Origin of the sequence: Micromonospora sp. NPDC005324 (genome assembly GCF_040607155.1) — a bacterium.
GTDB classification, from domain to species: Bacteria; Actinomycetota; Actinomycetes; order Mycobacteriales; family Micromonosporaceae; genus Micromonospora; species Micromonospora trifolii.
In genome coordinates this window covers 213,780-232,110 of the sequence record NZ_JBEXGE010000005.1, presented here as the reverse complement: position 1 = coordinate 232,110, position 18,331 = coordinate 213,780, and the positions used below count along the sequence as shown (strand labels likewise).

17 protein-coding genes are annotated in these 18,331 nt (G+C 73.1%); 9 read left to right on the top strand and 8 right to left on the bottom strand.

Annotation, left to right across the window (positions count from 1 at the left end; genetic code table 11):
• Positions 1 to 5: 5 nt before the first annotated feature.
• The 3 genes from ABZS40_RS07665 to ABZS40_RS07655 all read right to left on the bottom strand — a co-directional run bounded on the left by ABZS40_RS07665 (position 6) and on the right by ABZS40_RS07655 (position 2,221).
• Entirely contained in the window at positions 6 to 953 is a 948-nt protein-coding gene (locus tag ABZS40_RS07665; protein WP_354942539.1) for an ROK family glucokinase, read from the bottom strand.
• 76 nt (positions 954 to 1,029) lie between these two features.
• Positions 1,030 to 1,734: a hypothetical protein gene (locus ABZS40_RS07660; protein WP_354942538.1), complete on the bottom strand. Its 705-nt coding sequence runs from the start codon at positions 1,732 to 1,734 to the stop codon at positions 1,030 to 1,032.
• Positions 1,735 to 1,765: 31 nt separating this feature from the next.
• The gene (locus tag ABZS40_RS07655; protein WP_354942537.1) at positions 1,766 to 2,221 is read right to left on the bottom strand and encodes an SRPBCC family protein; all 456 of its coding nucleotides are present in this window, start codon (positions 2,219 to 2,221) and stop codon (positions 1,766 to 1,768) included.
• 118 nt (positions 2,222 to 2,339) lie between these two features.
• On the opposite strand from ABZS40_RS07655, the gene ABZS40_RS07650 reads away from it, so the two are divergent.
• From ABZS40_RS07650 to ABZS40_RS07620, 7 genes are all read left to right on the top strand, one after another.
• Positions 2,340 to 4,154 (top strand): long-chain fatty acid--CoA ligase, encoded by a 1,815-nt coding sequence (locus tag ABZS40_RS07650; RefSeq protein WP_354942536.1) that lies wholly within the window; start codon positions 2,340 to 2,342, stop codon positions 4,152 to 4,154.
• Positions 4,155 to 4,168: 14 nt separating this feature from the next.
• Positions 4,169 to 5,860 carry a GAF domain-containing sensor histidine kinase gene (locus ABZS40_RS07645; RefSeq protein WP_354942535.1) on the top strand — a complete coding sequence of 564 codons (1,692 nt, stop codon included), beginning with the start codon at positions 4,169 to 4,171 and terminating at the stop codon, positions 5,858 to 5,860.
• 7 nt (positions 5,861 to 5,867) lie between these two features.
• Positions 5,868 to 6,536, top strand: a complete 669-nt coding sequence (locus tag ABZS40_RS07640) for a response regulator transcription factor (protein WP_030337723.1) — start codon at positions 5,868 to 5,870, stop codon at positions 6,534 to 6,536.
• Between the two features lie 190 nt (positions 6,537 to 6,726).
• On the top strand, positions 6,727 to 7,536 hold the full coding sequence (locus ABZS40_RS07635; protein ID WP_354942591.1) for an SAM-dependent methyltransferase: 810 nt from the start codon (positions 6,727 to 6,729) through the stop codon (positions 7,534 to 7,536).
• A 79-nt stretch (positions 7,537 to 7,615) separates the two neighbouring features.
• The gene (locus tag ABZS40_RS07630) at positions 7,616 to 9,274 is read left to right on the top strand and encodes a bifunctional diguanylate cyclase/phosphodiesterase (RefSeq protein WP_354942590.1); all 1,659 of its coding nucleotides are present in this window, start codon (positions 7,616 to 7,618) and stop codon (positions 9,272 to 9,274) included.
• A gap of 78 nt (positions 9,275 to 9,352) precedes the next feature.
• Positions 9,353 to 9,937 carry a TetR/AcrR family transcriptional regulator gene (locus ABZS40_RS07625; RefSeq protein ID WP_354942534.1) on the top strand — a complete coding sequence of 195 codons (585 nt, stop codon included), beginning with the start codon at positions 9,353 to 9,355 and terminating at the stop codon, positions 9,935 to 9,937.
• A gap of 20 nt (positions 9,938 to 9,957) precedes the next feature.
• Positions 9,958 to 10,620 carry a lysophospholipid acyltransferase family protein gene (locus ABZS40_RS07620; protein WP_354942533.1) on the top strand — a complete coding sequence of 221 codons (663 nt, stop codon included), beginning with the start codon at positions 9,958 to 9,960 and terminating at the stop codon, positions 10,618 to 10,620.
• 13 nt (positions 10,621 to 10,633) lie between these two features.
• On the opposite strand, the gene ABZS40_RS07615 is transcribed toward ABZS40_RS07620, so the two are convergent.
• From ABZS40_RS07615 to ABZS40_RS07605, 3 genes are all read right to left on the bottom strand, one after another.
• Positions 10,634 to 11,758, bottom strand: a complete 1,125-nt coding sequence (locus ABZS40_RS07615) for a glycosyltransferase family 4 protein (protein WP_354942532.1) — start codon at positions 11,756 to 11,758, stop codon at positions 10,634 to 10,636.
• The gene (locus tag ABZS40_RS07610; protein ID WP_354942531.1) at positions 11,755 to 13,014 is read right to left on the bottom strand and encodes a M48 family metalloprotease; all 1,260 of its coding nucleotides are present in this window, start codon (positions 13,012 to 13,014) and stop codon (positions 11,755 to 11,757) included. Before ABZS40_RS07610 ends, ABZS40_RS07615 begins: the two co-directional genes overlap by 4 nt.
• A 102-nt stretch (positions 13,015 to 13,116) precedes the next feature.
• Positions 13,117 to 13,335 (bottom strand): hypothetical protein, encoded by a 219-nt coding sequence (locus ABZS40_RS07605; protein WP_196925337.1) that lies wholly within the window; start codon positions 13,333 to 13,335, stop codon positions 13,117 to 13,119.
• A gap of 220 nt (positions 13,336 to 13,555) precedes the next feature.
• On the opposite strand from ABZS40_RS07605, the gene ABZS40_RS07600 reads away from it, so the two are divergent.
• Entirely contained in the window at positions 13,556 to 14,089 is a 534-nt protein-coding gene (locus ABZS40_RS07600) for a hypothetical protein (RefSeq protein ID WP_354942530.1), read from the top strand.
• Between the two features lie 36 nt (positions 14,090 to 14,125).
• On the opposite strand, the gene ABZS40_RS07595 is transcribed toward ABZS40_RS07600, so the two are convergent.
• Positions 14,126 to 14,845, bottom strand: coding sequence for a DinB family protein (locus ABZS40_RS07595; RefSeq protein WP_354942529.1), 720 nt, complete (start codon positions 14,843 to 14,845; stop codon positions 14,126 to 14,128).
• A 72-nt stretch (positions 14,846 to 14,917) separates the two neighbouring features.
• Positions 14,918 to 16,369, bottom strand: a complete 1,452-nt coding sequence (locus ABZS40_RS07590) for an NYN domain-containing protein (RefSeq protein WP_354942528.1) — start codon at positions 16,367 to 16,369, stop codon at positions 14,918 to 14,920.
• 127 nt (positions 16,370 to 16,496) lie between these two features.
• Between ABZS40_RS07590 and ABZS40_RS07585 the strand changes: the two genes are divergently transcribed.
• A complete protein-coding gene (locus tag ABZS40_RS07585) occupies positions 16,497 to 18,251 on the top strand; it encodes a DEDD exonuclease domain-containing protein (protein ID WP_354942527.1) in 1,755 nt (584 codons plus the stop codon).
• The last annotated feature ends 80 nt before the right edge of the window (positions 18,252 to 18,331 follow it).

Genomic DNA, 18,331 nt, shown 5'->3' with positions numbered 1-18,331 from the left:
CCGCCTCAGATCCGGCGGGCCAGGTCGGCGGCGCCGATCACCCCGGCGCTGTTGCCCAGCTCCGCCGGGAGCACCTCGGCCACCGGCAGGCGACCACGCTGGGCGAGCGCGTCGAGGTACGAGCGACGGGTGGGGCCGAGCAGCAGGTCACCGGCGTCGATCACCCCGCCGCCGACCACCAGGGTCTGCGGGTCGAGGATCTGCGCCATGTCGGCGAGGCTGGTGCCCAGCCACCGGCCGATCTGGGCGAACGCCTCGGCGGAGACCGGGTCTCCGCCCTGCGCGGCGGCGGTCACCATCGGGCCGGTGATCGCCTCGGCCTCGCCGCCGGCCAGCTTCAGCAGGGCGGCGGCCCGGTTGGGCTCCTGCCGGGCGCCGGCCCGGGCGAACCGGACCAGGGCGCTGCCGCTGGCGTACTGCTCGATGCAGCCCAGCCGGCCGCAGCCGCACTGGTGCCCGTCCGGCACTGCCAGCATGTGGCCCAGCTCCGCGGCGATGCCGTGCGCGCCGCGCATCAGGTCGCCGCCGAGGACGATGCCGCCGCCCACACCGGTGCCGATGGTGAACATGATCATCGAGTCGTCGGCGTCGCGGGCCGCGCCGTAGCGGAACTCGGCCCACGCGGCGACGTTCGCGTCGTTCTCCACGATCACGGGCAGCCCGACGGCCTCGCTGACGTACTCGCGCAGCGGTTCGTCACGCCAGGCCAGGTTGGGAGCGAAGAGCACCGTCGAACGGCTGGCGTCGATCCAACCGGCCGCGCCGATGCCGACGGCCTCGACGGTCCGCCCGGCAGCCAGCTCGCCGACCAACTCGATGATGACGTCGCGGGTCTTGGCCACGTCATCGGCGGGAGTGTCCCGTCGGGTCTGCACGAGGACCGCGCCGGTGTCGTCCACGACACCGCCGGCCACCTTCGTGCCACCGACGTCGACTCCGATGGTCAGCGTCACCGCTACCGCCCCCCTCTGCTGTGCTGTCCGGCCCCGGTCCCGGCCCAGTGCCGGTCCGGGTCGGAAGGTCCCGCGCTCAGGCGCCGTCGCCCGATGCTTCCGCGTCGGCGTCATCGGGCACCCGCGAGGCGGGCACCACGGGACGGGTGGTCGGTGCCGGTACGGTCGCCGTCCCGGCCTCGTCGACGGGTGGTACGGCGGCCGGGGCGAGTGGGTCCGCCGTCCGGGTGGCGACCGACCAGACATCCCGCTCCGGCGCCGGCTGAGAATCATGCCCGGTGCGGGTGGCATCGCGCCACACGTGGTCGTCGGCGGTCGCGGTGGGCGGGGCGCTCGGCGCCGGCGCGGGGAACACGTCGTCAGTGCTCGCGGTGGCTGCCGGCGAGGGTGGGGCGGTCGGCTCCGCGGCCGGTTCGGCGGGGCTCGGCGCGGACGGTTCCGCCGGGGAGAACGCGCGGAGCAGGCTGGCGACGCCCGCGGCCAGGTCACCGGCGCCGGTCGCGAGCCGTTCGGCGAATTCCGGACTCGGGTCCCGCAACGCGGCGATGCCCCGACAGACCGGGCAGACGCAGCATTCCGCCGAACCGGTGGCGAAAGCACCACCGGTGCCCGAGCGTGCGTCCGGGCCAGCGCTGTGACCGAGGACACCGGACAGCATCCCGCCCAACGAGCCGAACGCGCCGCCCGCCGAGCCTGCGGAGGCCAGTCGCGCCCCCGCCAGCAGGGTGGCGACCAGCCGCTCCGCCTCTTCCCGGGCCGAACCCGGATCTGTTCCGCCCACCGTCGGCTCCTCTACCGTGCCACCGGACACGTCACTGCGCCGCACCGGTTGCTTCTACCCGGCGCTTGAGCTGCTTCAACGCGGTGTCCATGATCATCTTCTCGGCTTTGCGCCGAAACATCCCGAGCATGCCGACCGACAGGTCGACCTCCAACGTGTAGGTCACCGTGGTGCTGCCGTCCGGGTTACCCACCAGGTCGTACGAACCACGCTGGGCCTTCTGCATCTTCGAGGGCGCGACCAGGTGCCACTCGATCCGGGACAGGTCCTCGGCGTAGGAGTAGGCGAGCACGTACTCGTCGGCCATGACCCCGGCGTCGATGGTGAAACGCACCTGACTGGCGTAGCCGTCCTCGTACTCCTCGACGACCTCGGCACGACGTACGGCGTCGGTCCACTCCGGGTAGCGCGCGAAGTCGCAGATGACCGCCGTCACCCGATCCGGTGCGGCGCCGATGATGATCGACTGGGTGGAGGAGTCCGCCATGGGGGGAGGCTACCCGCCTCCTGGATGTCTCACCCCGACCGCCCGCCGGGTAGGTTTCGTCACATGCCGACGCCACGGCGGCGGCCGGCCCAGCCAGTGCGAGCACGAAGGAGTGCAGGTGCGCGAGTTCTCCGTCCCGCCGATCGTCACAGTTGGCGACGCGGCCAACCTCACCGATCCGGTCTGGGACAACGCCGAAGTCGCGCCCGACACCGTTCAGTTCGCCCGCCCCACCGCGAGCGCCGACGGCGCCGTCACCGCCTGGACCGAGGTGACCTGCCTCCAGTTCCGCGACGAGGTGGCCGCCGTGGCCCGGGGGCTGATCGCCGCCGGCATCGAGCCCGGTGTCCGGGTCGGGCTGATGAGCCGCACCCGCTACGAGTGGACACTGCTGGACTACGCCATCTGGGCCGTCGGCGCGGTGACCGTGCCGATCTACGAGACGTCCAGCGCCGAGCAGGCCGCGTGGATCCTCGAGGACTCCAACGCGGTCGCCGTAGTGGTGGAGAGCGAGGCGCACGCCGCCCTGATCGCCGGTGTCCGGCACCGGCTGCCCGAGCTGGGCCAGGTCTGGCAGATCGACAGCGGCGGGGTCGACGAGCTGGTCACCACCGGCGCCACTGTCGAGCTGGCCGAGGTCGAGCGGCGGCGCAAGGCCGTCCGCGCCGGCGACCTGGCCACGATCATCTACACCAGCGGCACCACCGGCCGGCCCAAGGGGTGCGTGCTCACCCACCGCAACATGTACGCCGACATCGCCAACGCGGTGCCGGTGCTGCCGAACCTGTTCAACGCCGGCGCGACCACCCTGCTCTTCCTCCCGCTGGCGCACGCCTTCGCCCGACTCATCCAGATCGGCGTCGTGCAGGCGCGAGCCACCATGGCGCACTGCGCCGACACCAGGAACCTGGTCGCCGAGCTGCAGGCGTTCCGGCCGACCTTCGTGCTCTCCGTACCCCGGGTGTTCGAGAAGGTCTACAACGCCGCCAAGCAGAAGGCCGAAGCGGACGGCAAGGGCGGCATCTTCGCCCGCGCCGAGCAGGTGGCCATCGCGTACAGCGAGGCGCTGGAGACCCCCGGCGGACCGGGCCTGGCGCTGCGCGCCCAGCACGTCGTCTTCGACCGGCTGGTCTACCGCAAGCTGCGCGCCGCGCTCGGCGGACGGTGCCGGGACGCGATCTCCGGCGGCGCGCCGCTCGGCGCCCGCCTGGGCCACTTCTTCCGGGGCATCGGCGTGACGGTCCTGGAGGGCTACGGCCTCACCGAGACCTCGCCCGCCGCCGCCGCGAACCTGCCCAGCGGCACCCGGATGGGCAGCGTCGGCCGTCCGCTGCCCGGCGTGACAGTGCGAATCGAGGACGACGGCGAGATCCTGATCTCCGGCGAGCTTGTCTTCCAGGGCTACTGGCGCAACGAGACCGCGACCGCCGAGACGATCAGCGCCGACGGCTGGTTCCGCACCGGCGACCTGGGCCAGCTCGACTCCGACGGCTACCTGAGCATCACCGGCCGCAAGAAGGAGCTGATCGTCACCGCCGGCGGCAAGAACGTCGCCCCGGCGGTGCTGGAGGACCTGGTTCGGGCGCACCCGCTGATCAGCCAGTGCGTCGTGGTCGGTGACCGGAAGCCGTTCATCGCGGCGCTGGTCACCGTCGACGAGGAGGCGCTGCCGACCTGGCTGGAGAACGCCGGGATGCCCCTCGACACCACCCTCGAGCAGCTGCGCGAGCACGAGGGCCTCCGCAAGGAGATCCAGGCCGCGATCGACACCGCGAACCAGGCCGTGTCGAAGGCCGAAGCGATCAAGGTGTTCCGGGTCCTGCCCCACGACTTCACCGAGGCGACCGGCGAGCTGACCCCGTCGCTCAAGGTCAAGCGCCAGGTTGTCCACAAGACGTACGCGGCGGAGATCGCCGATATCTACCGAGGCTGACTACCATCCGTCACGTGCCCGCATCCACAGCCACCGCACCGCACCCGCATCCCCTCGCCGCGGCCGCCCGCCTGGTGATGCTGGCCCTGGTCGCCATCCTGACCCTGTTCGCCACCCGCGACGTCACCCAGCTGTGGTGGATCGCCCTGCTGGCGGTGGCCGGGCTGCCGTCGCTGCTGGCACCGCAGCACCGGCTGGTCGGCCCACTGGGCCGGGTGGCCGAGGTGGTGGTGCTGGGGCTGGCCGCGAGCCACGTCGCCGCGGTGGCGTCCATCGGCGGCACTGTCGACGGCCTGGGCGCGTCGGCGGTGCTGCCCTACCTGGCGGTGCCGGTGACCGTCACCGCGCTGCGCCGCCGCTTCCCGGAGGGCGCCGCGCTGCTCGTGGTCACTGCCGTCACCCTGCTGCTCAGCGGCGCGCTGACCCGGGTCGACGGTGGGCCCCAGCTCGGCCAGCTGGGTTACCTCGCGGTCTGCGCGCAGTGGCTGATCCTGGCCGCGCTGGGGCTCTACGCCGCCGGCACGCTGCACCGGGTGATGGCGGTCCGCGGTGAGGGCAAACCCCAGCCGTACGCCGAGGCCACCCGGCTGCTGACCCAGCTGCGCACTGTGGCCCGGCAACTTCCCGGGGCGACCCTGGACCCGGGCGGCATCTCCGAGCACCTGATCGAGGAGCTGCGCACTGTGGCCCGCGCGGACCGGGGCGCGGTGCTGTCGGCCAGCGGCGGGGGTCGGCTCGTGGTGCTCGCCCAGGCCGGCGTCGACCGGGTGGACTGGGAGACGACGCTGGACGCGGACTCGGCGATCGCCGACGCCTGGGCCACCCAGCAGGCCACCACCGCCGCCCGGTCGCAGTCCCGTTCGCACCGCGGCGGCGACGTGTCCGCGCTGATCATTCCGCTGGTCGCCGGGGTGCGCACCGTGGGGCTGGTGGTGCTGGAGGCCGACGTCGCGCAGGCGTACCCGCCGCCGGTGGTGTCCCGGGTGACAGCGCTGACCCGCCCCGCCGCGCTGCGGCTGGAGGCGGCGCTGCTCTTCGACGAGGTGCGCTCGCTGGCCACCAACGAGGAGCGGCAGCGGCTGGCCCGGGAGATCCACGACGGGGTGGCCCAGGAGCTGGTGATGGTCGGCTACGGCATCGACAACGCCCTGGCCACCGTCTTCGACGACGCCGACGAGACCGCCGAGGCCCTGCGTACGCTGCGCGGCGAGGTGACCCGGGTGATCCAGGAGCTGCGGCTGAGCCTCTTCGAGCTGCGCAGCGAGGTGGACCGGCAGGGTGGGTTGGCCGCGGCGATCGCCGAGTACGCGCGCACGGTGGGCTCGTCCGGCGGGCTGCGGGTGCACCTGTCGCTGGACGAGTCCACCGCCCGGCTGCCGGCCGCCACCGAGGCCGAGTTGCTGCGCATCGCGCAGGAGGCGGTGACCAACGCGCGCAAGCACGCCGGGGCGTCGAATTTGTGGGTCACGTGTGAGATCGACCCCCCGTACGCGCAAATAGAAGTGTCGGATGACGGTCAGGGGATGGCTGACCAGCGCCCGGACGGGCGGTACGGTCTTGCGATCATGGCCGAGAGGGCGGAACGTATCCGGGGCCGGTTGGAGATCAGGCCGCGGCAACCCAGCGGCACGACTGTGGCGGTGGTTCTCGGCACCTCGGCCCGGCGCGATAACGTGCGCGGCAGCGCAGCACCAGAAGGGGAGTAACCCGAGGATGACCACAAGTCCGATACCGGCCACCCGTACCAAGGTCCTCCTTGTCGACGATCATGACCTGATTCGCAAGGGTTTGCGGCACGCCTTCGAGCGCGACCGCCAGTTCGAGGTCGTCGGTGAGGCGGCCACGGCGGCGGAGGGGGTACGCCAGGCCGGCGCCTTGCAGCCGGACGTGGTGATCATGGATCTGCGGCTGCCCGACGGCAGCGGCCTGGAGGCCACCCGCGCACTGCGCAAGTCCAGCGCGTCGATGGGCATCGTGGTGCTGACCATGTACGCCGGCGACGACCAGCTCTTCGGGGCCCTGGAGGCCGGCGCGAGCGCCTTCGTGCCGAAGACCGCCCCGGCCGACGAGGTGGTGGCCGCGGCCCGGCACGCCGCCTCCTCCCCCAGCGCGTTCACCGCGGCCGACCTGGCCGAGGCGATGAAGCGCCGGCTCGCCCCGTCCGGTCCGCAGTTGTCTCCCCGGGAGGGGCAGGTGCTGCGGCTGCTCGCGGACGGCATGAGCGTGGCGGGCATCGCCAAGCAGCTGTTCGTCAGCGAGTCCACGGCGAAGACGCACATCTCGAAGCTCTACGAGAAGCTCGGCGCGGCCAACCGGGCTCAGGCCCTGATGACCGCACTCCGGCTCGGCCTGCTCGAGGCACCGGACGCGCCGAAGTTCTGACAGGTCTCCCGCTCGTCGAGCGGGACGACGCGACCGACGGTCCGCGCCAGCTTCTCCCCGGCGCGGACCGTCGCGCATCGACCGACGTCGGCGGGCAACCTTCGGCGCGCTATGGTCTGGCGTGCGTGGCGGGTGCACAATACCCGCGCGGGCGACGATGCTCGCATCGCGGATTCGAGGGGTGAAACGCATGCAGCGGCCGGACTGGGCACCCGACACCATCGACATCGAGCGCCCGAGCGTCGCGCGGATGTACGACTACTACCTCGGCGGCTCGCACAACTTCGCCGCCGACCGGGCCGCGGCGCAGGCGATGGTCTCCGCGGTGCCCGAGGCGCCGTTGATGGCCCAGGCCAACCGGGCGTTCCTGCGCCGGGCCGTGCACCACCTCGCCGACGCCGGGATCCGGCAGTTCCTGGACATCGGTTCGGGCATCCCGACCGTCGGCAACGTGCACGAGATCGCCCAGCAGCTCGACCCGCGGTCGCGAGTGGTCTATGTGGACGTCGACCCGGTGGCGGTGGCGCACAGCCGCGAGATCCTCGCCGGCAACGAGCAGGCCGCGGTCGTGCAGGAGGACCTGCGCAACCCGGAGGCGATCCTGGCCCATCCGGACGTCCGCAAGCTGCTCGACCTGAGCCAACCGGTGGCTGTGATGGTGGTGGCCGTCCTGCACTTCGTCTCCGACGACGACCGGCCGGCGGAGCTGCTGCGGACGCTGCGGGACGCGTTGGCGCCCGGCAGCTTCCTGGTGCTGTCGCAGGCCAGCGACGACGGGCGCAGCGAGGACGAACGCGCCGAGGCGGAGCGGGTCTACCGGCGCACCGACAACCCGCTGTCAGTGCGCAGCCGGGCCGAGCTGACCGCGCTCTTCGACGGGTTCGAGCTGCTCGACCCCGGCGTGGTCTGGGTGCCCGAGTGGCGACCGGACACCCCGGAGAGCGCGGAGGACGCCGAGCGCGCGGTCTTCATGGGCGGCGTCGGGCGTCTCGGTGACTGAGTCGCCCGCAGCGACCTCCTACCCGGGGACGTTCGCCCGGGCCTGGGCGAAGGCGGTCTCCGGCACCAGCTACCTACCGATGACCCAGGCCCAGCTGGAGTCCCTGCTGGACCGGCTCACCGGGCAACTGGCCGGGGCGCTGCTCACCGAGCCGTTCGACCTGCGTGCCGGGCACCGCGTCGGCGCCGAGCTGGTCGCCGCGCACATCGCGTCCGCCGAAGGGCTGGGTCGTACCGTCGAGGTCATCCAGCTCCGCCTCGTGCGCGACCTGGGTTTGGTGGCCGAGGACGTCGAGGACCGGATGGCCCGGCTGCTGGCGGCCGTGGCGACCGGTTACGCCCGCGCGCTGCGCGACCGGACGCTCGACGAGCAGGAGTCGATCCGCCGCGCCGCCATGCGGGCCCGCACCCAGGCCGAGCGGGCGCTGCGGGCCAGCGAGGCCCGGTTCCGGCATCAGGCCACCCACGACCCGCTCACCGGCCTGCCCAACCGGACGCTGTTCACCGAGCGCCTCGCCGCCGCGCTCAACGAGCCGGGCCGGGGCGCGCAGCGGGTCGGGGTGTGCTTCCTGGACCTGGACCGCTTCAAGGTGGTCAACGACACCCTGGGGCACCAGATCGGTGACCTGCTGCTGGCCACTGTGGCCGAACGGCTGCGCAAGGCCATGGGCGAGCACCTGGTGGCCCGGCTCGGCGGCGACGAGTTCGTCATCCTGGTGGAACGCTCCGCCGGCACCGACGACATGGTGGCGGTGGCCGAGACCGCGCTCGCCGCGGTACGCACCCCGGCGCTGGTCGACGGGCACGAGCTGCAGATCTCGGCGAGCATCGGCATCGTCGAGCGCCAGGTGGCCGGGGCCAACCCCACGGACCTGATGCGGGCCGCCGACAGCACCCTGCACTGGGCGAAGTCCGCCGGTGGGGCGCGCTGGGCGCTCTACGACGCCGAGCGCAACCAACGTGAGCTGGCCCGCTACGCGCTCTCCGCGGCCATCCCGGCGGCGTTGGAGCGGGGCGAGTTCTACCTCGACTACCAGCCGCTGACCTCACTGCGCGACGGCAGCCTGGTCGGCGTGGAGGCGCTGGTCCGCTGGCGGCATCCCGAGTTGGGGGTCCTGCGCCCGGACAGCTTCATCGGGTTGGCCGAGGAGACCGGCCTGATCGTCCAGTTGGGCGGTTGGGTGCTGGCCGAGGCGTGCCGCGAGGCCGAGGCGTGGTCGGCCGGGGGTGCCGCCGCGCCGTTCGTCAGCGTCAACCTGGCCGTACGACAGGTGCACCGGCCCGGGTTGGTGCAGGAGGTCCGCGCGCTGCTGCGGCAGACCGGCCTGCCACCGGAGCGGCTCCAACTGGAGATCACCGAGAGCACCATGATGAGCACCGCCGAGGAGCCCGTCCGCGCCCTGCGGGTCCTTGCCGACCTCGGGGTACGCATCGCCATCGACGACTTCGGCACCGGCTACAGCAACCTGGCGTACCTGCGGGACCTGCCGGTGACCGAGCTGAAGGTGGCCGGGGAGTTCGTGGCCGGCCTGCGGTCGCCCTCCGTCGGCCGCACCGACGAGCGGATCCTCGCCTCGCTGGTGTCGCTGGCGCACGCGCTGGACCTGACCGTCACCGCCGAAGGGGTGGAGACCGCCGGGCAGGCCGAGCGGCTACGCGCGATCGGCTGCGACGCCGCCCAGGGCTGGCACTTCGGCCGCCCGGCCCCCGCCGATCGCATCCTGGCCCGCATCCGCTGACCTCGTTGCACGGCGCTGGCGCCGGGGAGGTCCGCAGGCCAGGTAGACAGCGTCTACCTCGCCTGGTAGACAATGTCTATGGACGCGGACGAGACGGGGCTGCGGGCGCGGCTGGTGGCCACCGGTGTGGACCTGGTGCTGCGCGAGGGTCAGTCGGCGGTGTCGCTACGGGAGATCGCCCGTCGTGCCGGGGTCTCGCACGGCGCGCCGCGCCGCTACTTCCCCACCCACGTCGACCTGCTCTCCGCCATCGCCCGGGAGGGCTTCGCCGACCTCACCGCACAGGTCGAGCGGACGTTGTGTGACGTCGGTCCGGACCCGCGTACCCGATTGACCGCGCTGGCCCGGACGTACCTGGACTTCGCGGCGGCCCACCGCGGCATGTTCGAGCTGATGTTCCGCCACGACCTGTTGGACAGCGGCCGGCTTCGGCTGCGCGAGACGAGCCTGCCGCTGTTCGCCGTGCTGGCCGACCTGGTGGCGCAGGCGCGCCGGCCCACCGACGCGCCCGCGGCGGTGCTGGCCGGCGCGCTCTGGGCGAACGTGCACGGCATCGCCCAACTCTGGGCCTGGGGCAGCCTGCCGCTGGCCACCGGTGCCACCGACGACGACGCCCTGCTGCGCGCCGCGTTGGAGGCCCACCTCGGCCCCGCGCCCGCCTGAAACTCGACCCCGGAGGACACGTGCCCCTGCTGTACGACGTCACCAAGCTGACCGTCCGCACCGCGCTGCGGTTTGGCTGGCGACCCCGGGTGGAAGGGCTGGAGCATCTGCCCCGACACAGCGGCGCGATCCTCGCCGGCAACCACCTGTCCGTCGCCGACGAGTTGTTTCTCGTCGCCTCGACGCCCCGACACGTCACCTTCTGGGCGAAGGTCGAGTACTTCAACGGGCGAGGTCCGGGCGGCTGGCTCAACCGGCGGATCGTCGCCGGCATGGGCGCCATCCCGGTCGACCGCGCCGACGGTCGGGCCGCCCTGCGCGCCCTCGACGCCGCCATACCGGTGCTGCGCGCCGGCGGCCTGGTCGCCGTCTACCCGGAGGGCACCCGCTCCCCGGACGGGCGGCTCTACCGGGGCCGGGTCGGGATGACCCGGCTGGCCCGCGACGCCGGGGTGCCGATCATCCCGGTCGGCGTGCTCGGCACCGCCGAGGTGCTACCGGTCGACGCGCGGCTGCCCCGTCGACACCCGGTCACCCTGCGGTTCGGCCCGCCGATCCCGGTCGCCGACCGGATCAACGGGCCGCGTGACATCCGGACTGTCACCGACGAGGTGATGGCGGCGATCCAGCAGCTCACGGGCCAGGAGTACGTGCCGCGCTACGCGCCCGCCCGGGAGAGCTGAACGCGGGCGGCGATCAGCCGGCGAGCAGTGCCGCCATGCGATCCGCCTGCGCCTCCCAGCGCCACTCGCGTTCCACCCACGCCCGGCCGGCCGCGCCCAACTGACGGGCCAGGTCCCGGTCGGCGAGCAGCCGGGCGACCCGGTCGGCGAGTTGGGCGACGTCCCGGCCGCGCACCACGTAGCCGGTCTCCCCCTCCCGGACCGCGTCCGGTGCGCCCCCGGAGTCACCGGCCACCACCGGCAGGCCGGTCGCGGATGCCTCCAGGTAGACGATGCCCAGCCCTTCGACGTCGAGGCCGCGGTTGCGGGTGCGGCACGGCATCGCGTAGACGTCGCCGGCCGCGTAGTGCGCCGGCAACTCGACCGACGGCACAGTGCCGGTGAACACCACGTCCCGTTCCATACCGGTCTGGCGGGCCAGCTTCTCCAGGGTCGCCCGGTGCGGCCCGCCACCGACGATCAGCAGCGCCGCGTCGGGCACCCTGCGGCGGATCTCCGGTAGGGCCCGGATCAGGGTGTCCTGGCCCTTACGCGGCACCAGCCGGGACACACAGACGACCACCGGACGGTCGGTCAACCCGAGCCGGGCCCGGACCTGTTCACCGTCCACGCTCGGGTGGTAGGTGTCCACGTCGACCCCGGGCGCGAGACGGCGAAGCTCGGTCACCCCGTCCAGCACCCGGGCCAACCGACTACGTGTGTACTCGCCGAGATAGGTGGTCACGTCCACACCTCGACCGATTCGCCGCAGCGCCGGCCGGGCGGCCGGCACCGCCGCCCAACCGACCTCGTGGCCGTGGGTCTGCGCCACCACCCGACGGATGCCGGCCCGACGCCGCAGGCCGGCCGCGAGCAGACCCAACGGGGCCGCCGCGCCGAACCACACCGTGTCGCAGTCGTACGCGCGCGCCAACCGGGCCGCCCGGCGGGCGATCAACGGGGTGGGCAACAACACCCGGGTGCGCTCCCGGATCACCTCGAACGGCTGGTCGGCGTCGAACTTCGCGGCCCCGCGCCAGCTCGACGCGTAGACGACGACCGAGCCGGCCGGTTGACGGACGGCGAGGTTGTGCACGAACGACTGGATGCCACCCGGGCGGGGCGGAAAGTCATTGGTGATCAGCAGGGTACGGCTCATCGGCCGACCTCCCGGGCGTACGCGCGGGCGGCGGCCATCCGCTCCACTGTGGACGGATGTGAGGCCGAGTAGAGGTATTCCCAGCGGGGCGGGTCGGGGTCGCCGAGGTTGACCGAGCCGAGCCGGCGCTGCATCGACTCGAACGACTCCGGGTCGGTGGTGAGCGCGAGCGCGTGCGCGTCGGCCCGCGCCTCCACCCGTCGGGACATCAGCGCCTGCACCGGAGCGGCCACCAGCCCGGCCACCGTGACCAGGGCGACCAGCAGCGGGAACGCGCGCGGTTGGGCCACCGAGTCGACACCGGCCAACCGCAGTAGTGGCCCCCACGAGCCGAGCAGGTAGAGCGCCACCACAGCCGCCGCGGCGCCCAGCGCCCCGGTCAGCGTGCCGGCCGCCACGTCGGAGTCCTTCGCGTGCCCCAACTCGTGCGCCACGACGGCGGTCACCTCGGCCGGTGTCGCCTCACGCAGCAGCGTGTCGTAGACGACCACCCGTCGGGTCGGCCCGAGACCGGAGACGTACGCGTTGACCGCCCTGGTGCGCCGGGAGGCATCGGCGACCAGCACATCGCGCACCGGCACCCCGTCGCGGGCGGCCATGCTCATCAGCTCGGTGCGCAACGGGCCCTGCTCCATCGGGGTGAACCGGTTGAACACCGGCTCCACCAGCACCGGCAGCACGAACGACAGCAGCACCACCAGCACCGCGGCGCCGGCCGCGCCGAACGCCCACCACCAGCGCGGCGCGAGCCGGATGACCGCGTAGAAGCCGAACAGCGCCACCGCGCCGATCACCGCGCTGACCGCGTACGACTTGAGCAGGTCGACCGCCCAGCCGCTCCAGCCGTTGGTGCTCAACCCGTAGCGGGTGAGCACGCTCTGCCGCCAGGCGGCGAACGGAAGCGTCACCAGGTCGGCGACGAGCACCACCGCCAGCCCGCCGAGCACCGCCTGCGCGGCCCAGTGCCCACCGAACGGCCGGCCCACCAGCTCGACCAGGCGACTGCCCAGCGGGGTCAGCCCGAGCGCGAGGGCGATCAGCAGCCCCACGGCGAGCGCGGCATAGCCGCCGGGGCGCAGCGCGGCCCGGAACTCCCGACCCTTCGCCACCTGCTCGGCAGGCAGGTCACCCAGCGCGGCGAGCTGGTCGGCCCGGGGTGCCGGCGGGCGGTGCCACGGGATGAGCAGCGCGGCCAGCACGACCAGCGCGATGGTCAGCCCGGCCAGGGTCAGCAGCGCCCAGCCGCGCGGGGTCACCGCGTCACCGCCAGTTGTTCCCCGTTCATCGCGCCGCTCCTCCCGCCGTGACCGCTCATCCTATGGCCCGCGAGAAGCCCGCTTCCGGGCGCGGTGTCGCGCTCAGGCGACGCGGCGGGTGGCACGGCGGCGAGCGGCCTCCGGGCGCGCGGGCGCGGTCAGCACCTCCACGTCGAAGCCGGCCCGGGCGAACACCTCGATGGCCTCGACCTCGGCGGCGACCAACCCGGCCGCCGGGGACGTCTCGTCGAACAGGGCGGTCAGCGGGCAGCCGGAACAGCCGTCGGCCCGCTTCGCGCACCCGTCGCAGTCGATGAGCATCACACCTCCTGATCGGCTCGCGGCGCCCGGGGCAATTCTTGCCGTCGCCGACCGGGCACCGTCGGTGACATCGACACTAACCACCGGGTACGACAGGAACCCCGTCCGACCGCCCGTTTCAGGGCTAGATCCACTTAAGGTCAGCGATATCGGGTATCCCACCCGGCCGGAAGCCCCGACAGCAAGGACGTCGTGTCGATCAAGCGAGGGAGGGCATCGTTTGACCGAGCGGCCACCCGGGCACTGGGCGATGGTGGCCGACCTCGATGCTTCGTCAGTCGTGGACTTCCGGTACTCCCCGCGCCGACACCGCCTCGCCATGGTCCTCATCGTGCTGGGTCTGGCGGCCCTCCTCGCCTTCTACACGACGGTGTTCGACGAGGTGTGGTGGCAGGTGCTGCTGCGGTTCGGCATGATCGGCGCCGTCATCACGCTGACCACGAACTGGCAGCTGCGCCGTCAGCCTCGTCTGCCGCTACGGCTGACCGACGAGACGCTGCACCTGACCGGACCGAACGGGACCGGGCTCAGCATCGACTGGGTCAACATGGCCAGCGCCCAGGTTCGAGGCCGCCTGGACCCACGGCTGGTGGTCAGGCCACTCGACCCGGAGCAGACGCGGCCCCCCATGCGACCCGGGCAGTGGTCGACTCCCGGGCGCGGCCCCTACGAACTGGTCGTCCGGCTCACCTGGATGACGCCGGGCCCCGACGCACTGCGTCGTGAGCTGGCCCGGCGACTACCGACCACCTGATCGACCACAGCCCGCGCGGCCGTTGGGGGCGAGATCTCAGCCCTGTGCGTCGAGGTCACGCAGGGCGAAGCGGAGGTGCTGCCACTCCTCGTCGAAGATCACGTGGAGGCAGTGCAGGACGGTCACCTGCTTGTCGGGCCACCAGGCGGCCGGCCGGGTCTCGGCGAGCAGGGCCGGTGTGACGGCGGCGAGAAAGTCGCGCACCATCGCCTGCCGCTCGGCCCGCAGCCGCAGGGTCGCGGCGAACGTCGGCTGCTCGACAGCGAAGATCGACATGTCGAAGCCGTCGGTCTCGTACTCGGCGTGTGGTTGCCCGAGCGGGTGGAAGGGCTGCGGCAGTTGCCGGATCGTCTTGCCCAGCCAGGTGTCGGCGGCGAACGCGAGGTGGCGCAGTGTCTGCGCGAACGACCACTCACCGTCGATCGAGGCGTCGACAGCACCCTCGGGCATGGACACGGCCCGGTCGACAGCAGCCGCCCAGGCCCGTTCGAGTGCCGCCCACGCCACGCGGAGGTCATCCGGATTCTTGGCGTGCCGGAGGTCGCGCCCGGGGAACTGCCTGTTGAGTTCGGCCTCCACCAGCGGCGCCACATCGACGCCGTTGACCAGTAACGTGCCCTCGGCCATCCACGGCGCGTCGATGTCCAGACCATCCACATCGACGCCGCGCATCACCGCGCCGGCCAGCGTCGACCTGTTGAACCGGGCACCCCGCAGGTCCCGGTCGACGAAGACCGTGACGTCGTCCTGTGCCATGGCGACTCCCTCCTGTCAGCGACAGCAGCGACGCTAGCGTTCGGGTACGACAGCCGGGTTGACCAGGACGGGTCAGGAGCGGGCGAGCCGCCGTAGCAGCGAGTCCGCGCCCAGCGGGTACGCCCCGTGCCGGCGTACCCCGTCGGCGACCTCGCGGTCCGATGAGACGACGACCACCGGCCGGCCCGCCGGCTCGGCGCGCACCAGTCGCCGGATCAGCTCGTCGGCGGTCTCACCCTTGCGGGAGAAGAGCACCCGCACGCCGCGCGGCGCGGGCGGCAGCCCGTGCATCCGCTCGGCGCCGTCGAAGACCACAGTGACCTCGTCGCCGGTCTGCGCGGCGATCCCGCCCAGCCCGGTGATCAGGCGTTTGCGCTGCTGCTCCAGGGACATCTCGCCGAAGCCACGCTTGGTGACGTTGTAGCCGTCCACCACGAGGTGCGCCCGGGGCAGGGCGAGCAGTTGGTCGAGCCGGGCCGGGTCGTCGGTGTCGCGGGCGCGGGCGGCGGGGCCGGCCGGGGCGGTGCCCGGCTGCTCGGCGAAGGCGTCGGCGACGAAGTCGGCGGGGAGCTTGTCCACCGGATCGAGCGCCAGCTCCCGGCGCAGCCCGACGGCGGCCTGGCCGATGGTCTCCAAAAGCAGCCAGAGCCGGGCGTCGTCGACCGAGCGCGCCTCCTTGGCGCTGGCCCGGGCCACCCCGGCGGCGGCCTCGGCCTCGGCCAGCCGGGCTCGGGCGCGGCGGAGTTCGGCGTCCACGTCGGCGCTGGCACGGGCGGCCCGGCCGCGCTCGGTGGCCAGCAGCTCGCTGGCCTTCCGCTCGCGGGCCTGGGTCTCCCGCAGGGTGCGGGCCACCTGCCGGGACTCCTCCCGGAGCTGGCCCAACTCCTCGCGGACGCGGGCCAGCTCGTCGCGGAGCTTCTCGGCCTCGACCCGGGCCACCGCCCGGTCGTGCTCGGCCCGGGTGGCCCGCTGCTCGGCCTCGCGGACCAACTCGGCGACGACGGCGCTGTCCGCCTCGGCGCGCACGGCCGCGCCGCTGGCGTCGATCAGCTCCCGCCAGCCACGGGGCCGGGCCAGGTAGGCCAGCGCGGCCACCTCGACCGGGTCGGCGGCGGCCGGCGCGGTGCCCTCGACCACTGCCGCCCCGAGGTCACCGGCGTCGGCCAGGACCCGCGCGGTGACCCGCTGCCGGAACAGCGGGTCGGCGGTGAGCTGAGCGGCGATGACCGGCGCGCCGAGCCGGGCACGTCGGTTGGGGGCGAACTTGGCCACCCGGCGCAACGGCACCGGGACCTCGTCGGTGGGGAGGGTGGGCAGCACCGCCGCGGTGAGCGTCACGATCCGCTGCCGGACCGGCTCGGGCAGGGTCGGCTCCGGCTCGGCGGCGGGGACGTCGCCCGTCGTCGGGCCTGATGCGCCAGATGTGTCGTTGACTACGTTGTCGTCCGGGTTGCCCAGGGCCCCGTCGAGCGCGACCGGATCCTCCTGCGGGAGGTGGTCGTCGTACGGCTCGGTGAGGGGCATGTGGCAAGTCTCCCACCGCGACCGGGCCCACCGCCCGGTGAGTGAGCCGATCTCTCATCCTAGCCCCATGGTGACTGATGGGACGGCTGCGACGGGAGTGTCGGACCGTGGCGCTAGCGTGCCGCCGATGGCACAGGCGGAGTACGTCCAGGAGTCACTGGCCGGTCTCGACCCGGCGGTGGGCGGGGTGGACCCGGCGCTGCCGCTCTACGCGACCACCTTCGTGGTGGTCGACCTGGAGACCACCGGCGGCGCGCCGGACGGCGGCGGCATCACCGAGATCGGCGCGGTCAAGGTGCGCGGTGGCGAGCAGTTGGGGGTGCTGGCGACCCTGGTCAACCCGGGCCAGCCGATTCCACCGTTCATCACAGTGCTGACCGGCATCACCCAGGCCATGCTGGTGCCGGCGCCACCGATCGAGCAGGTGCTGCCGAGCTTCCTGGAGTTCATCGACGACGCGGTGCTGGTGGCCCACAACGCCCCCTACGACGTGGGCTTCCTCAAGGCCGCCTGCGCCAAGCACGGCTACCGCTGGCCCAACCCCCGGGTCCTGGACACGGCGGCGCTCGCCCGCCGGGTGCTGACCCGCGACGAGGTGCCCAACCGCAAGCTGGGCACCCTGGCCGCCTACTTCCGCACCGCCACCCAGCCCAACCACCGGGCGTTGGACGACGCGAAGGCCACCGTCGACGTGCTGCACGGGCTGATCGGCCGGCTGGGCGGGCACCGGGTGGACACGATCGGCGACGCCATCGAGTTCGCCCGCGCGGTCACCCCGACCCAGCGCCGCAAACGGCACCTGGCCGAGGGGTTGCCCAAGGTCCCGGGGGTCTACATCTTCCGGGCCGCCGACGACCGGCCGCTCTACGTGGGCACCTCCGTCGACATCGCCACCCGGGTGCGCAGCTACTTCACCGCCGGCGAGAAGCGTGCCCGGATCTCCGAGATGCTGGGCGCGGCCGAGCGGGTCGAGGCGGTGGAGTGCGCCCACTCGTTGGAGGCGGAGGTCCGTGAGCTGCGGTTGATCGCCGCGCACGCCCCGCCGTACAACCGCCGGTCCAAATACCCGGAACGGATGGTCTGGCTCAAGCTGACCGACGGTCCGTACCCTCGGCTGTCGATCGTCCGCGACCTCTCCCCCACCGACACCGCGTACCTCGGGCCGTTCACCTCCCGGCGGGCCGCCGAGCTGGCCGCCGCCGGTTTCCACGACGCGGTGCCGCTGCGCCAGTGCACGCACCGGCTCTCGCTGCGTACCGTCACGCCGGCCTGCGCGCTGGCCGAGCTGGGTCGCTGCCCGGCGCCCTGCGAACACAAGATCACCCCCGAGGAGTACGACGACAGCGCCGCCGCGCCCTTCCGGACCGCGACGGCCAGCGACCCCCAGCCGGTGGTGGACGCGCTGCTCGCGCGGATCGACGTGCTCTCGGCCGACCAGCGCTACGAGGAGGCCGCCGTGGTGCGGTCCCGGCTGGCCGCCGTGCTGCGGGCCACAGTGCGGATGCAGCGGCTGGCCGCGCTGACCGGGATCGTCGAGTTGGCCGCGGCCCGGCCGGCCGCCCAGGGCGGCTGGGAGTTGGCGCTGGTCCGGCACGGCCGGCTGGCCGGCGCGGGGGTGTCCCCGCCGGGCGTGCACCCGCGGCCCACCTTGACCACGATCCGGGCCACCGCCGAGACGGTGTCGGGCGGGCACGGCCCGGTGCCGGCCGCCACCGCCGAGGAGTCCGAGCGGATCCTGTCCTGGTTGGAGCGACCGGAGACCCGACTCGTCGAGATGTCCTCCGGTTGGTCCTCTCCGGCGAGTGGCGCGGCCCGGTTCCGTGACCTGCTGGCAAAGGCCGAGAGCGGCGCGTCCCACCAACTCTCGACCGAACGCTCATGACCAACTGACCGATCGGACTACGTCGACTCGCTTAGGCTGTTAGAGAAGTGCAGTCCTGCCCGATTCGTGGGCCTGCTCCC